We start from the raw sequence: 15005 nt of genomic DNA, 5'->3' as shown, positions 1-15005 counted from the left end.
ACTAATTGCCCTGTCGATACTTCTCGTAAAGCTGGTGCACAATACCATCGGAAACGCCTATGGTGGGTATGACTATTCGCTTAGCTCCGGACCATTTCATTATCTTGATAAAGATATCGGATGCGGGTACAATCACATCGGCCCTATCGGTATTAAGGCTCAGAATACTTATTCGCTCATCCATAGTGTGCTTGCGAAGCAGCTTGTTCATTGCAACAAGTTCATCGTAAAGCAGCTGCTGCTTATCCTTTTTCCCCGACAGCTTGATGATTTTATTGATATTACCACCGGAGCCAATAAGCACCACATCTCGCGAGTCGACCTTAAGCTGCTTAAGCCATTTCTTAATCTCTTTGAACACATCACTTACATCATTGCCGCTCAAAAGCCTTATAGTACCAACATTGAATGATTGGGAATTAACCAATTGCCTATTGCTGAATAGGGTTACCTCAGTGCTACCGCCCCCCACATCAACGTAGAGGTAGTGGCTATCATCGTTAATCATCTCAACTATCTGGTTCGAGTAGATAATTTCGGCCTCTTGACTTCCATCAATAATCTCGATATCGACATTGGCATACTCTTTCACCTGGTGAACGACGCTCTCGCCATTGGAAGCCTCTCGCATGGCCGATGTGGCACATGCTCGGTAGGCTACCACTTCATGCACCTCCATCAAATTTCGAAATGCGAGCATGGTCTTCTTAATCTTTTCAACCTTTGCCGACGAGATTACACCCTGTGTAAATGCATCGTTGCCAAGACGGACGGGTACACGCACCAACGATGATTTCCGGAAGATAGGTACTCGACCCCCTTCAATTACGTTCATAAAAAGTAATCGGATGGCATTTGACCCAATATCAATGGCAGCAAACTTTAGTACATTCACTGGTCTGCATCTTTTTTATGTTGCCTTTGGTAGTATTTATATAGTTCAATTTGCGACTGGTAATCCTTTTGCTTTTCCTTTCGCTTATAGGTATTACTGAGTGTTCCATCAACAATCCGTGCTTTCACATTATCCTTAAATCCTGCATCAAAAATCTGCCTGAGCTCCTTCTGAATATCGGGATCGAGAACTGGAGCAGCAACCTCCACACGGTAATCGAGGTTTCTGGTCATCCAGTCGGCCGATGAGATGTAGTACTTGGGATTATTATTGTTGCAAAAGATGAAAAAGCGTGAGTGCTCCAAGTACCTATCCACAACGCTAACAGCCTCAATATTTTCACTCTGGCCAGGCACTCCCGGCACTAGCGAGCATATCCCTCTAACCATTAGCTTAATTTTTACCCCTGCATTGCTGGCCTGATAGAGCTTTCGAATTACATCCAAATCAACAATGTTATTAATTTTACAGTGGATATAGGCAGGAAGTTTCTTGCGAGCGTTGGCAATCTCGGTATCGATATGCATGTAGAGTTTACGGCGCATACTTACTGGCGAAACCCAAAGATAGCGGTAGTTAAATGTTTTATAGTTAAACTCCAGAAAGGTGAATACCTTCTCCACCTCGTTGGTTATTCGCTTATCAGCCGTAAAAATGTTGATATCGGTGTAAAGGTTGGCATTTCCCTCATGAAAATTTCCGGTACTGATGGTTGCATAATGCATTAGTTTTCCTTTCTCCTCGCGGGTTATAAGGGTTTGCTTGTTGTGAACCTTTAGGCCGTAAATACCAAAAATAACCTTTATGCCCACCTCCTCCATCCGTTTGCTCCAGTATATGTTTGCGCCCTCGTCGAATCGAGCCAAAAGTTCAATAACCACCGTAACTGATTTTCCGTTCTGTGCAGCATTCATTAGAGCTCGCACCACCTTCGACTCGGTGGCAACTCGATAAAGGGTTATTTTAATGCTGGTAACATTAGGATCGATGGCAGCTTCGCGCAGCATTCTGATGTAGTAGGAGAAGCTATGGTACGGATAGTGGAGCGATATATCCTTTTTGGCAATCTCATCGAGTATGCAGGTTGAGTTTTCGAGCCTTGGAATGGGAATGGGGTGCAACGTTTTGTTCACAAGGTCGTCGGCTCCAACTCTTGGGAATGAAATAAAATCTTTGAAATTATGATATCGCGAACCGGCCAGCAGGTTATCATCCTCATCTAAATTCATTTTTTGAGTAATGAACTGGAGCAAGTCGGGTGCAATTGCCGAATCGTAAACAAAGCGAACGGGTTGACCCTTGGTTCTGTTCTTAAGCCCTTTGGAAATTTTCTCCAACAGGCTTTCGGCAATATCGTTATCCACATCCAGCTCCGCATCGCGAGTAATTTTAATAGTGTATGCCTCATACGTATCGTAGGGCAGAATGCTAAACACCTGATTGAGACAGAACCGAATGACATCATCCAGAAGGATAATAAAAATCTTACCATCGTAATTGGGGAGGTGCACAAACCTTGAGTGATCACTGGTTGGTATCTCAACCAGAGAATACTCAAGAACTTCTGGGTTAGTAGACTTTGATAGCTTAACGGCTAGATAAATACATCTATCCCTTATCTCCGGGAACTCATCAAGTTGGCTAATCATTATGGGAGCTATGGATGGAGCTATTTGCTGCTTAAAGTACTCTGCTACATACACCTTATGCTCATCGGACAGCTGTGTTTCGTTCACAATATTGATGTTCTTTTCCTTTAGTTCCTCGAGTATTTGGGCAAAAACCCCATCGAAACGTAGCTGAAAATCCTGAACGATTTTCTTGAGCTTCTGCACAACCTTCTTAGGTTTTTCTGCAACCAGCTGCCTTATACCTTTATCGAGTTGCATTAAACGTAGCTGCGTTGCCACCCGTACCCTAAAAAATTCGTCGAGGTTATTACTAAATATCCCTAAAAACTTTAGCCTTTCGAGCAATGGCACGCTAGGGTTTTCTGCCTCCTGCAGAACACGTTCATTAAACGACAACCAGCTTATCTCCCTGTTAATGTAATCCTTTTCCTTGGCCATACCTCTTGGCATTTATCGAGTTAATGATTTTTGGGAAAATCGAACCAGCTAGCCCTTAGCCGCTTTTTACTAATATTGCTCCAGCTATCCACATCAAAATCCAATCGAACCAAACCAGCAGTAGGCAAGTTAGCAATTCCTTGCGATAAAAACTCGTTGACAAAGCTAGTAAAAGTGGGATTATGCCCAACCAGCATAACGCAATGTAGTTCGGGGGGAAGTGCGGCCACTACTCGCATCAATTCTCCCACCGACGATTCGTAAATATTTTTTTTCAGCACCAACTTATCGTGAGGAATTCCTACTGTATCGCAAAAAATATTTGCAGTATGAGCAGCCCTTGCCGCTGAGCTGGATACAACCAATTCGATACAGCTGAGCTCATCTTTTAAGCAAGATGCCAATAGGTTCGCATCGGAAATTCCCCTTTTGGTAAGGGGCCGGTCAAAGTCAGACACGCTAATATCGTCCCATGACGATTTTGCATGCCGAAGAATGAAAAGTGTTTTGTTAACGCTCATGGCTAATGGTGTTGTTTTGATACTTGACCACACTCCTACAGTAGGGTGCTGGCCAAATCGGCAAGGTAGCTACGCTCTCCTTTCACCAAGTTAATGTGAGCAAAAATATCTTGTCCGTGCATTTTATCGGACAAGTAGGTTAACCCATTGGATTTCATGTCGAGGTACGGATGGTCAATCTGCTGAATATCGCCAGTAAACACGAATTTTGTGCCCTCGCCTGCTCGAGTTATGATGGTTTTAACCTCATGCGGGGTTAGGTTTTGAGCCTCATCTACAATAAAGAAAACATTGGATAAGCTTCGCCCCCTGATGTATGCCAAGGGCGTAATGATGAGCTTGTCTGTTCGTTGCAGCTCATCAATGTACTGGTACTCTTTGCTTGCCGATTTAAACTTATTTTTTATCACGGTTAAGTTGTCAAACAATGGCTGCATGTAAGGCCCTATCTTCTCGTTCACGTCGCCGGGAAGAAAGCCTATATCACGGTTAGCAAGGGGGACAATTGGCCGAGCCAAAAGTATTTGGTTAAAATGCTTCTCTTGCTGCAGGGCCGCAGCAAGGGCGAGCAAAGTTTTGCCTGTACCAGCCTTTCCGGTAAGCGACACCAGCTGAATTTCGGGCCGCATTAGCGCATCGAGGGAAAATGTTTGTTCGGAATTTCGGGGTTCAATCCCATAGGCTCTTATCTTCTCAACCCTACCAATAGTTTGTGTTGCTTGGCTATAATGACCAAGTGCGCTCGACTTCGCCCCTTTAATAATAAAGTACTGATTTGAGTAGGGCTTAATGCCAAGCTCGCTGGGGCTTATCCCGTCGAAGCTATCGTACAACCCCTGCACCTTGGAGTCCTCTACACCCTCAATAACCGCAATTTCTCGCTTTAGGGTATCTAAGTCTTTAATCTTGTCCGACAGATAATCCTGAGCAATTAAACCAAGCGACTTGGCCTTCATCCGCAGGTTAATATCCTTTGATACCAATATAATGGAGAGCTTTAGGTTCTCCTGCTGAAGGTGGTTTGCAATGGCTAAAATCCGATGATCTGGATTCTTGTCGGCAAACGACTGCTCCATTTCGGGTGAGAAGGGCTTCCCCGTTTCTATTCTAAGCTTTCCGTGGCCTTTGCCAAGCGATATGCCTCCATTGAACAGGTTGTCGCCAGCTATCTTGTCGAGCTCGCGCGAAAACTCCCTGGCATGAAAATTAATCATCTCGTTACCCTTCTTAAAGTGGTCGAGCTCCTCCAGCGCTACTATGGGAATTACAATGTCGTTCTCCTGAAAATTATAGATACAGGTATAATCATGAAGCAATACGTTAGTATCTAACACAAAAACCTTTTTCTTTTTAGTTGCCATACAACGCAGTATTTTTGTTTTGTATTCAATGTTAAATCTACAAATTAACTTAAAGTTTAGGGTGAATTTTCTGTTAATTCTTTGAATCATTTCAGATTTTTCGACACCAATTGTTCAAACTTTGGGTAGAGGTTATTGATGCAATGCAGATTGATGCGGTGGTTGATTTTTTTGATACTTTTGCCCAAAATTTCACCTCAATGAACTACCAGGAAACGCTACAACACCTTTTCTCGCAGCTTCCCATGTACCAGCGCGTGGGAAAAGCGGCATACAAAGCAAACCTCAATAATACCCTCGCCCTCGACGAGTACTTTTCGCACCCACACAAACATTTTAAAACCATACACGTTGCGGGAACCAACGGCAAGGGTAGCACGTCGCATATGCTATGCTCCATCCTTATGGAGGCAGGCTATAGGGTTGGCCTATACACATCGCCTCATCTAATCGATTTTAGAGAGAGAATAAAAGTTAACGGCCAAAACATTGGCGAGCAGGAAGTGGTTGATTTCGTAGAGGAAAATATGGAGGTTTTCGAAAGGATTAAGCCATCGTTTTTTGAGATGACCGTGGCGCTAGCTTTTAAGTTTTTTGCAGATCAAAAGGTAGATGTTGCTGTTATTGAGGTTGGATTGGGTGGCAGGCTCGACTCCACAAATATTATTGAACCAGATCTATCAATCATTACAAACATAGGGCTCGACCACACCGACTTGCTTGGTGATACGCTCCAAAAAATTGCCATCGAAAAAGCGGGTATAATCAAGCCAAACACACCTATTGTTGTAAGTGAGTTGCAACCAGAGGTTGAAAACATATTTACACACAAGGCCAAGAGCAGCAACGCACCTATTGTTTTTGCCGAAAGTTTGTACAAAGTGAGCAAGTTGGAAAATAGTATGGTTTACCAAAGCGTATGCTTACTCAAAGCTGACAACGGTTTGGAACAATGCTATAAACTAGACCTACACGGAGGCTACCAAAGTAAAAATATTATGGGAGTCCTGGCTGCAACAGATCAGCTGGTGCTGAAGGGTTACCGCATTTGTCAAAACCATATTGAGCAAGGGCTGATGAATGTAATAAGCAATACCGGCATTATGGGCCGGTGGCAAACCTTAAGCAGAAAGCCACTAACCATTTGCGATACTGGGCATAACGTAGATGGCATAACCTATATTGTAAACCAAATAAGCCACACCCCACATAGTAAATTGCATATGGTTTTTGGAATGGTGGGTGATAAAGATATAGATGCCGTGCTTAAATTATTACCTAAAGATGCAACCTACTACTTCACCCGCCCTTCGATACCCCGGGCAATGGCTGAGGATATACTTGCTGCAAAGGCCGAACCACTTGGGTTGAAAGGGGAAAAGTTCCCGAACGTTAAATCGGCACTAGAAGCAGCAACACTTAGGGCTAAGGCAAATGATTTGATTTTTGTTGGGGGCAGTACCTTCACTGTGGCCGATGCCCTACAGCCATAAAAAAAGCCGCATTGCAATGCGGCTTTTGGGAGTGATAAATGTATCCTAATCGGTTTTGAGGCCAAACATAATGGCCACGCAGCCACTGCTCACAATTTCGCCCTCGCCCGGAATATCATGAACTTTCACCAAAATAATAAGCTGCTGAGTTGACTCAACCTTGAAGTCCCATGTAAGCTTAAAATTGTGGTTAGCATTAGTGTATAGGATGGTTCTTTCCACATCCAAAACCTGAAACTCTACCTTCGATAGGGGCTCGGAGCCACAAACGGCAATACGGTACTCCTGTCCAGCGTAAAATGTTTTAAAAAGCTCTGCATCTTCGCCTTCGGTAAGAATTGCAGCATTGTAGTTACCATCATGGATGTAGGGTGCTAGCTCGAGCCGGCAAACTCTTTTTGCATAATTTTTACATTGAGCAGACCCGGAGAACGAGCTGAAAAAAAATACACCTGTCAGAAGAATTATTATCAATGATCTCATATCGGGCGAAAATTTTTACATTATGTACTTGGATCGAATTTCTGTAACCTTATCCTTTAGCTCCTGAAAAACCTCGGGGCTAACAGAGAAAACATTTTTGCTATGCAGCGTGGTTGATGTGGAATCGCTAACCACCTCAATTCGAGACACAGATATTTGAACCTTATTGTAGATGTGCTCCAACTCCTTCATATCGCTCAACACCGCTTGTATGTCTGGCAGATGGCCGTGCTGACCAAGAAGGTTAAGAACGCTTGAGAGCGATAGCTTCTGGTCAATTATCCTTTCAACAAGTTCATTGTCGCTTGTTCCAATCTCATCAACCAGTGCCGTTGCAATGTATAACCCTTCGACCCAACCACCCACAAGGATTATTGAACCTATGGCCACGCGGTCATTCTCTTCGAGTATGGAGTTGGTATTAAGAAACGTTTCGGAGATGATGTCCATAATGGCATCGCGATTGTTCACGTTCTCCTCCAATCGCTGAATCACCTTATCGTCAATAGCATTCATAATGCCCAAGCCCTCTGCAAGCTTTTTCGAAGCAGTCATATACCTTATGGAGGCTGGTGTTTGATCGAAAAGACTGGCGTAGCTTAAATCGGTGCTATATATCCCTAAATTCAACGCCATACTTTTGGTTGTGCTATAGCGCGAAATGTTCTCAACCGGATTTAATATCTCGGGGTTATACTGGGCACCAGAGCGTTTAAGAATCATTGCCGTTTCGAGGGGCGAAGGTAATGAGTAGAAGATCTGCCGAGCAGTTTGCACCCCAGACTTAACCACATTGTCGCTGGCTGGATCTTCAACCTCAACCTTAACCCTATCCTGCTTTGATGAATCGGAGGCACAACTCAGCATTAGGCCTGCAATAAGGATAAGTAGAAAGGCGGTATACTTAAAATTTAGTCCCCTGATGTTCATAACCCGTAACTTTTGATGTTTACGCTTAAATTGTATTTACGAATAGTAAAAGTAACATTTTTTTTTTAACCAAAATAATTTAGCCCCATTATATCTACATTTAGCACTAGATTCCTAAACACAACTAGCCAACAATCTATATTGCAAACACATAATATGGAGGCAATCATAATCATCACCCAAATTCACTCCTGGTTTAAAATCGATATGCAGACAGAATCCTTAGCAAAGAATCGATATCATTTGTACTTTTGCAAAAAAATTGCAACCCGCTAGCAGTAATTACGATGACAAACGAAAAAAATCAAAAGATACTGATTGAAGCGCTTGAGAAAAGCAGCGACGATAAGGTTATTTCGATGCTAATTGACCTGAAAGAGCATGGTAAACTTTTTTACCTTGAGCCATTGCTCAAGATGATGATAAGCAAACGAAGCGATGTATTAAAAAAGAATCTGCTTGAGTTCTTTTCAGACATTAAGCAGCAGGAAGCCGCTCCAATAATTGCAAACTTTATAGGCCAGCATTCGAACACGCCAGAATTAACCGAGGTACTTACAGCAAGTTGGCAAAGCCGCCTCGATTTCACTGAACATCTTAACATTTTCTTCGGAATTCTCATTGGCTCCAGCTACCAGAACGCTTTTGAAGCCTTTACAGTGATAGAAAACAATATCGATTGGCTAACCACAAACCAAATTGACGAGCACATTGCTATGGTAAAGGGTGCCCTGGAAGCATCGAGCCATGACAAGAAACTATTACTGCTGGAAATGATAGGTGTACTTGACAAAACACGAAGAGCGGCCCAATAGCCGCTCTTACTTTTATTATAACAATTAGACTTTAGTCGTGGCTTGAGTAGTACTTCATGAATTGGCTACGCTCATACACGCTGGGGTCGCCAATCTTCCCATAGTTCATATTGCCTTTAAAGTCGGCAATGCTGGCATAACCTTTATCATTCATCCATTTGTCAACATACTCTACAAAAGCTTTAAGGTGTGCGGTTCCGTTTTTATAAAGAGCCGAGCAAACCTGAGTAGAGTTTGCACCAGCAAGCAACATTTTCACCACGGCTTCGCCAGAATGTATGCCCGTAGAGGCTGAAATATCGATTTTGGGAACAGCGTGATTTGCTAATGCAACCCAGCGTAGCGTATCGCGAATATCGCCCGGATTGCTAAACACTTCTGCTGAGGTAACCTTCATGCTCTTTACATCCAAATCGGGTGCAAAGAAACGGTTGAAAAGAACTACTCCTTGGATGTTACGGTACCAAAGCTGCTCAATAATACGGAGCGGGTTGGTGAAGTGATCGCCCAATTTGAATGATATGGGGATTGAAATTAGCTTGCGCAGCTTCTCGGCTAGCGTATAGTATACAGCCTCGTAATCCTCGGCCGTTTTGCGGCTATCGGTTGGCAACACAAACACGTTTATCTCCAGCGCATCGGCGCCCGCCTCCTGTATTCTTGCAGCAAAATCAATCCACTTTGAGGCCGATATACAGTTTATGCTTGCTATCACAGGAATATCTACAGCTTTTTTGGCATCCGTTATCAGATCGAGGTATTTCTCCACGTTGTTGCTGGTAACGTACGATTTGAGGTAATCCTCGGCCTCGGGGTAATCGCTATGCACCGAGAGCGATCCTGCCTCGTGGAGTATTTGCTCCTCAAAAAGTGACTTGAGCACAACTGCTGCTGCACCATTTGCCTCAAGCTTTTTTATTGACTCAACATTGGATGTTAGACCTGAACTGCTGACAATTATTGGGTTTTTTAAGCTAAGCCCTAGATAGGTTGTTTGTAGGTTTGCCATTGGATTATGTTTTGGAGTGGAAATTTGGTTGAAAAATAGCAATTTTTTTAGTTTTCACCATAATTCCTTGTGCCAAAAATGCTGCTGCCCACCCTAATCATTGTTGATCCTTCATCGATGGCAACTTCAAAATCGCCTGACATACCCATCGATAGGGTGTTAAAGCTGGGCTGATCCGCAAAGTATTTCTGCTTAATGTTTTTATAGATATCGGCTAGTCCCTTAAACTCTCGTCTAACTTGCTCCATATTGTCGGTAAACGTAGCCATACCCATTAACCCCACTATACGAACATTGGTATATTCTGCTACCGCGGGGTTGGACAGTATGGTGTCGAGTTCTTGCGCCGAAAGGCCAAACTTAGTATCCTCCTCGGCTATATGAACCTGAATCAGGCAGTCGATTATCCTATTATTTTTAGCTCCGCCTTTGTTTAGCTCCTTAAGCAGCTTGGCACTATCAACGGAATGAACTAAGCTAACGAAAGGAGCAATATACTTCACCTTATTGGTTTGCAAGTGCCCAACCAAATGCCATTGAATATCCTTTGGCATAACCTCCTGCTTCGATATCATCTCTTGCACCTTATTCTCGCCAAAAATTCGTTGACCAGCATTGTAGGCCTCCATAATAACCTCAGGGGGATGAGTTTTGGAAACGGCCACCAGGGTTACATGGGCTGGTATGCTACTTTTAATGCTCTCAAAATTTTCTGCAACGCTCATAATGTAAGGTTTTTGCAAAGTTAGCTAAACACCTAGCTAATTAAAAAGATTTCATAAAAAAACACTACTGACCGACTAATAAATATAGATTTCTCGCTTCGCTCGAAATGACAGTACTTTCAAGAGGCCTAAGGGGGTGAGGAGGTGAAGGCGGCTACGCCGCCTTCACCCCCTTACCCCATACAGCGTAACAGCCTGTCATTTCGAGCGAAGCGAGAAATCTATTACATTATTATCATTTAAAAAAAGACTTAGTCGGACACTAGTGAAAAAAAAAAGAAAATCGGGTAGCATCAGCTACCCGATTAAACAATTTAAGCATTTTTTTCTTAGTCCAAGCTATGAATTACCAAACCACTTCGGAGCTTTGGCTCAAACCAAGTGGTTTTTGGAGGCATAATATTTCCTGTATCGGCAATATCAATAAGCTGCTTCATCGAAACGGGGTATAGAGCGAAAGCCACAGCCATATCGCCGCTATCAACTCGTTTTTTAAGCTCACCTAAGCCACGAATACCACCTACAAAATCGATACGCTTAGAGGTTCTTAAATCTGAAATACCTAGGATTTTGTCAAGAACTAGATCCGACAGAACGGTTACATCAAGCACTCCAATGGGGTCGTTATCGTTGTATGTGCCTGGCTTAGCAGTAAGCGAATACCACTTACCCTCAAGGTACATGCTGAAGTTATGTAGAGCCTTAGGCTTGTATATCTCAGCACCAACCTCCTCAATATCAAAATTCTCCTGAAGCTTTTCAACCAGCTGCGCAGGAGTTAATCCATTCAAATCCTTAACAACACGGTTATAATCGATTATGTTAAGCTGGTTATCGGGGAAGATAACGGCAAGGAAGTAGTTGTACTCCTCGTTGCCAGTATGGTTGGGGTTGTTTGCCTTTTTCTCCTGCCCTACCCTTGCAGCAGCAGCGGTACGGTGGTGACCATCGGCCACGTAAAGGGCTGGTTGCTGAGCAAAAATCTCAGTAATCCTAGCATTAACAGCATCATCCTCAATTACCCAAAGGTGATGACCGAAACCATCCTCAGCCACAAAGTCGTAATCGGGATCCTTGCTACTTACCACTTTTGCCACGATATCATCTACCTCCTTAATGGCGGGGTATGCAAAGAATACAGGCTCGATGTTGGCATTCTGGTTGCGAACATGAATCATCCTGTCCTCCTCCTTGTCGTGACGAGTAAGCTCGTGCTTCTTAATCTTGCCCTCCATATAATCCTCGAAATGGCAAGCAACAGCAAGGCCATACTGGGTTCTACCCTCCATGGTTTGAGCATAAACATAGTACATCTCCTTCTGATCCTGTACTAGCCAGCCCTCCTTTTGCCATTTCTTGAAGTTCTCAATGGCCTTATCGTAAGCCTCCTGCGAGTGCTCGTCGATAATAGGATCGAAATCGATCTCGGGCTTAATAATGTGTAACAACGATTTTTCACCAGCCTCAGCTTGCGCCTCAACAGAGTTTAGCACATCGTAAGGACGCGAAGCGACCTCTTGAGCCAGCTCCTGTGGTGGGCGAATCCCTTTGAAAGGTTTAATTTTAACCATTTGATATTCTTTATTCTTATTTCTACTTATTTACCTGGAATGTTCGATCGCCATTCTTGATGAAGTTCACGATTTGGTTTGCAGCAGCAAGACCTGCATTAACGTTAGCCTCTGAAGTCTGTGCTCCCATCTTCTTGGGTGTAGCAAAAACCCTAACTCCAAATTTATCAACCAGCGCAGCATGGGTATCAGCGGCTATGTCCGATGCATACTTCAGGTCTGTACGCTCTTCAAGGGCTTTCATCATTCCCTCCTCGTCGATAACCTCTTTGCGGGCAGTGTTGATTAGAGTAGCACCCTTAGGCATCTTGGTTAGCAAATCGTAACCTATCGACTTCTTGGTCTTATCGTTTGCAGGGATGTGTAACGAAAGGTAATCGCTAACTGCGTATAGCTCCTCAACAGAAGCAACCACATTAACGCCGTCCTTCTCCATATCCTCCTTCTTAACGAATGGATCGAATGCGTAAATCTCCATACCAAAACCTTTTGCATGCGAAGCAACCAACTTGCCCACATTGCCATACGCATGAATACCAAGGCGTTTCCCTTTAATCTCGGTACCAGCAACAGGGGTAAACTGGTTACGAGCCATATAGATCATCATACCAAGAGCCAGCTCAGCTACGGCGTTTGAGTTTTGACCTGGGGTATTCATGGCCACAACGCCTTTTGCGGTGCAAGCCGCAAGGTCGAGGTTATCGTATCCGGCACCAGCGCGAACCACAACTTTTAGGTTTTTTGCAGCCTCCACCACATCGGCAGAGATAATATCACTACGCACGATAATAGCATCTACATCGGCAACAGCTTTAAGTAAATCGGCCTTGTCGGTATACTTCTCAAGTAGAGCAAGTTCAAACCCAGCACCCTCAACAATTTTGCGGATACCATCAACAGCCACTTTTGCAAAAGGCTTATCGGTTGCTACAAGTACTTTAGCCATAATATTTGGGTATTTATGTTTAATTAATACTGAAGATACAATAAACCAAGGGCTGAACAGGTTTACCATCCAGCCCTAAGCTATACTAATTTTTAAGCATTCTGCTTCTCAAACTCCTTCATGCACTCAACCAAAGCCTCTACGCTCTCAGTTGGGCAAGCATTGTAGATGGATGCACGGAATCCGCCAACCGAACGGTGGCCCTTAATGCCCACCATGCCAGCCTTCTTGGCAAAATCCATGAATGCAGCCTCCTTATCCTTGTACTCCTCTGCCATAACAAAGCATACGTTCATGATCGAACGATCCTCTTTGGCTGCTGTTCCTACAAACATCTTGTTGCGGTCAATCTCGCCATATAGCAAGTCGGCTTTTTTCTGGTTAATCTTATTCATTTCGCCAACTCCGCCCATCTCTTTAACCCACTTAAGGGTTTCATGCATTACGAAAATGGGTAGCACAGGAGGTGTGTTGAACATTGAGTTGTTCTTAGGCTCATCGCCAATGTGGGTCGAATACTTCACCATGCTGGGCAGCTGCCTTTGAACGGTATCCAAGAAATCTTTGCGAATAATTACGAAGGTTACACCAGCAGGGCCAACGTTTTTCTGCGCTCCACCATAAATCATGGCGTACTTCGAAATATCAACAGGACGGCTCATGATGTCAGAGCTCATATCAGCAATAAGGTTTACGGGGCTATCGATATCAGTTTTGATCTCGGTACCGTAAATTGTATTGTTTGTAGTGATATGGAAGTAATCGGCATCGGCAGGGATTGTGTATCCTTTAGGAACGTATGAGTAGTTCTTATCGGCTGATGAAGCAACTACGCTAACCTCGCCATAAAGTTTTGCCTCTTTAATGGCTTTCTTTGCCCATACACCAGTTTCAAGGTAAGCTCCCTTCTTATTTAGGAAGTTTGCAGCTAACGAGTAGAACTGGGTTGAAGCGCCACCACCAAGGAATAGAACAGCGTAGTTTTCGGGAATATTTAGCAAATCGCGCCAAAGTTGCTCAGTTTCGGCCATAATACGCTCCCAACCTGGTGTACGGTGAGAAATTTCAAGAATCCCAATTCCGGTATTGTCGAAATCGCGAATTGCCTCAATGGTCGACTCGATGGCCTGCTTAGGAAGAACGCAAGGGCCCGCATTAAAATTATGTTTCTTCATAGTATCCAAGTTTTAATCTGTTATGTAAACAAGTAATTTTCCGTCAAATTTCTAACTTATTTTTTACTTTTCCTAATGAATTGCTAATGATATAAAGCAGGAAAGTATAGGTTTAAAAGGATTGCGCTGCAAGTTTTGAAGATAGGTTAAAACCCCTACAAGTTGGCTCATTAACAGGCACATTACATCTCCCTAAGAGTAAGGATCAAATCAGTATCTACAACTGGGGCTTTGCTGCAACCAACTTACCCTCGCGAAGAACGGGAACCACCGATGAGCTGTCGGGGGTAAAGCAGTAATCGAGAACATCATCAAGGCCTAACCTTTTGAGCCTATGCCTTTGGGCAACCAGCTCGAGGTACGATTTAATATTGCCTTTGGCATTACCCCAAAGTTGCAATGCAGCTTGAGTGCCGTCGCATTGCGTTTCGAAAATTTCATTAGCCAGCAGCTGCTCGGCTAAAGCGCCAGCAAAAAGAGTGTCCTCGAGGCAAAATTTACCCTTCCAACCCGCACATAGAACAAGCACATCACCATGGCCAGTAGCCATTTCCCAGTTGGCAACAGCAGAAATATTGATGAATGAAGCTACCACTACCGATAGTCCCTTTGACGCTTCAATAATTGCACGGGTACCGTTGGTGGTGCTATACGCCACCTCGCGTCCCCCTATGCGTTCGGCGGTAAAGTTGAAGGGGGAGTTCCCAAAGTCGGCAAAGCTGAGGGTTACGCCATCGCGCTCGGCGGCCACAATGTAGCCGTTTTCCTTGGCCTTTCTGGCCTCGTCGATGCTTGGCACTGGGATAACAGCCTTGGCTCCATTGGCAAAGGCAGCGCAAATGGCCGATGTTGCCCTAAGCACATCTACCACAACAATATGTGAATTACTAATATCGAAGTACTGAATATTCTCGGGTGTAAAGCACACCTCAACCTTTCGCTTCTCCATATGATTATAAAAATTATGGTGTAAAGATAAACATTGCATTTACCTCTACACCTTAAAAATTGT

Annotated in this window: 14 protein-coding genes; 2 read left to right on the top strand and 12 right to left on the bottom strand. The window is 43.8% G+C overall.

The genetic code is table 11. From position 1 onward, the window contains the following. Position 1: 1 nt before the first annotated feature. The 4 genes from G8O23_RS01245 to G8O23_RS01230 are packed head-to-tail and all read right to left on the bottom strand — an operon-like array spanning position 2 to position 4846. Positions 2-895: a Ppx/GppA phosphatase family protein gene (locus G8O23_RS01245; RefSeq protein WP_219932356.1), complete on the bottom strand. Its 894-nt coding sequence runs from the start codon at positions 893-895 to the stop codon at positions 2-4. Then, the gene (locus G8O23_RS01240) at positions 892-2964 is read right to left on the bottom strand and encodes an RNA degradosome polyphosphate kinase (protein ID WP_166360917.1); all 2073 of its coding nucleotides are present in this window, start codon (positions 2962-2964) and stop codon (positions 892-894) included. Before G8O23_RS01240 ends, G8O23_RS01245 begins: the two co-directional genes overlap by 4 nt. 20 nt (positions 2965-2984) lie before the next feature. After that, the gene (locus G8O23_RS01235; protein ID WP_166360915.1) at positions 2985-3485 is read right to left on the bottom strand and encodes a SixA phosphatase family protein; all 501 of its coding nucleotides are present in this window, start codon (positions 3483-3485) and stop codon (positions 2985-2987) included. A gap of 35 nt (positions 3486-3520) precedes the next feature. Beyond that, the gene (locus tag G8O23_RS01230) at positions 3521-4846 is read right to left on the bottom strand and encodes a PhoH family protein (protein ID WP_166360913.1); all 1326 of its coding nucleotides are present in this window, start codon (positions 4844-4846) and stop codon (positions 3521-3523) included. Between the two features lie 200 nt (positions 4847-5046). Here G8O23_RS01230 and G8O23_RS01225 point away from each other — a divergent pair, with 200 nt between their 5' ends. Beyond that, on the top strand, positions 5047-6339 hold the full coding sequence (locus G8O23_RS01225) for a bifunctional folylpolyglutamate synthase/dihydrofolate synthase (protein WP_166360911.1): 1293 nt from the start codon (positions 5047-5049) through the stop codon (positions 6337-6339). 45 nt (positions 6340-6384) lie between these two features. Here G8O23_RS01225 and G8O23_RS01220 read toward each other — a convergent pair whose 3' ends face one another. Continuing rightward, positions 6385-6822 carry a hypothetical protein gene (locus tag G8O23_RS01220; protein ID WP_166360909.1) on the bottom strand — a complete coding sequence of 146 codons (438 nt, stop codon included), beginning with the start codon at positions 6820-6822 and terminating at the stop codon, positions 6385-6387. A gap of 15 nt (positions 6823-6837) precedes the next feature. Beyond that, complete coding sequence (locus G8O23_RS01215) at positions 6838-7752, bottom strand: hypothetical protein (protein ID WP_166360907.1); 915 nt, start codon at positions 7750-7752, stop codon at positions 6838-6840. 287 nt (positions 7753-8039) lie between these two features. Here G8O23_RS01215 and G8O23_RS01210 point away from each other — a divergent pair, with 287 nt between their 5' ends. Further along, positions 8040-8567, top strand: a complete 528-nt coding sequence (locus G8O23_RS01210) for a hypothetical protein (RefSeq protein ID WP_166360905.1) — start codon at positions 8040-8042, stop codon at positions 8565-8567. Between the two features lie 31 nt (positions 8568-8598). Here the strand turns inward: G8O23_RS01210 and G8O23_RS01205 are convergent, their stop codons facing one another. The 6 genes from G8O23_RS01205 to G8O23_RS01180 all read right to left on the bottom strand — a co-directional run bounded on the left by G8O23_RS01205 (position 8599) and on the right by G8O23_RS01180 (position 14942). Further along, entirely contained in the window at positions 8599-9576 is a 978-nt protein-coding gene (locus G8O23_RS01205) for a dihydroorotate dehydrogenase-like protein (RefSeq protein WP_166360903.1), read from the bottom strand. 47 nt (positions 9577-9623) lie between these two features. Next, on the bottom strand, positions 9624-10301 hold the full coding sequence (locus G8O23_RS01200) for a YggS family pyridoxal phosphate-dependent enzyme (protein WP_166360901.1): 678 nt from the start codon (positions 10299-10301) through the stop codon (positions 9624-9626). A 329-nt stretch (positions 10302-10630) separates the two neighbouring features. Continuing rightward, entirely contained in the window at positions 10631-11872 is a 1242-nt protein-coding gene (locus G8O23_RS01195; protein ID WP_166360899.1) for a DUF1015 domain-containing protein, read from the bottom strand. Between the two features lie 22 nt (positions 11873-11894). Beyond that, on the bottom strand, positions 11895-12818 hold the full coding sequence (locus G8O23_RS01190) for a 3-phosphoglycerate dehydrogenase (RefSeq protein WP_166360897.1): 924 nt from the start codon (positions 12816-12818) through the stop codon (positions 11895-11897). A gap of 92 nt (positions 12819-12910) precedes the next feature. Then, positions 12911-13993, bottom strand: coding sequence for a 3-phosphoserine/phosphohydroxythreonine transaminase (serC, locus tag G8O23_RS01185; RefSeq protein ID WP_166360895.1), 1083 nt, complete (start codon positions 13991-13993; stop codon positions 12911-12913). 217 nt (positions 13994-14210) lie between these two features. Continuing rightward, positions 14211-14942, bottom strand: coding sequence for a 2-phosphosulfolactate phosphatase (locus G8O23_RS01180; protein WP_166360893.1), 732 nt, complete (start codon positions 14940-14942; stop codon positions 14211-14213). Positions 14943-15005: the final 63 nt, after the last annotated feature.

Origin of the sequence: Perlabentimonas gracilis, from assembly GCF_011174675.1 — a bacterium.
In the GTDB taxonomy this organism is placed as follows: domain Bacteria; phylum Bacteroidota; class Bacteroidia; order Bacteroidales; family Tenuifilaceae; genus Perlabentimonas; species Perlabentimonas gracilis.
This window is presented reverse-complemented; position numbering and strand designations above follow the sequence as displayed.

Coding starts and splice junctions, on each gene's coding strand:
- G8O23_RS01240 (WP_166360917.1), bottom strand. CDS start 2,964: ATGGCCAAGGAAAAGGATTACATTAACAGGGAGATAAGCTGGTTGTCG.
- G8O23_RS01235 (WP_166360915.1), bottom strand. CDS start 3,485: ATGAGCGTTAACAAAACACTTTTCATTCTTCGGCATGCAAAATCGTCA.
- G8O23_RS01230 (WP_166360913.1), bottom strand. CDS start 4,846: ATGGCAACTAAAAAGAAAAAGGTTTTTGTGTTAGATACTAACGTATTG.
- G8O23_RS01225 (WP_166360911.1), top strand. CDS start 5,047: ATGAACTACCAGGAAACGCTACAACACCTTTTCTCGCAGCTTCCCATG.
- G8O23_RS01220 (WP_166360909.1), bottom strand. CDS start 6,822: ATGAGATCATTGATAATAATTCTTCTGACAGGTGTATTTTTTTTCAGC.
- G8O23_RS01215 (WP_166360907.1), bottom strand. CDS start 7,752: ATGAACATCAGGGGACTAAATTTTAAGTATACCGCCTTTCTACTTATC.
- G8O23_RS01210 (WP_166360905.1), top strand. CDS start 8,040: ATGACAAACGAAAAAAATCAAAAGATACTGATTGAAGCGCTTGAGAAA.
- G8O23_RS01205 (WP_166360903.1), bottom strand. CDS start 9,576: ATGGCAAACCTACAAACAACCTATCTAGGGCTTAGCTTAAAAAACCCA.
- G8O23_RS01200 (WP_166360901.1), bottom strand. CDS start 10,301: ATGAGCGTTGCAGAAAATTTTGAGAGCATTAAAAGTAGCATACCAGCC.
- G8O23_RS01195 (WP_166360899.1), bottom strand. CDS start 11,872: ATGGTTAAAATTAAACCTTTCAAAGGGATTCGCCCACCACAGGAGCTG.
- G8O23_RS01190 (WP_166360897.1), bottom strand. CDS start 12,818: ATGGCTAAAGTACTTGTAGCAACCGATAAGCCTTTTGCAAAAGTGGCT.
- serC (WP_166360895.1), bottom strand. CDS start 13,993: ATGAAGAAACATAATTTTAATGCGGGCCCTTGCGTTCTTCCTAAGCAG.
- G8O23_RS01180 (WP_166360893.1), bottom strand. CDS start 14,942: ATGGAGAAGCGAAAGGTTGAGGTGTGCTTTACACCCGAGAATATTCAG.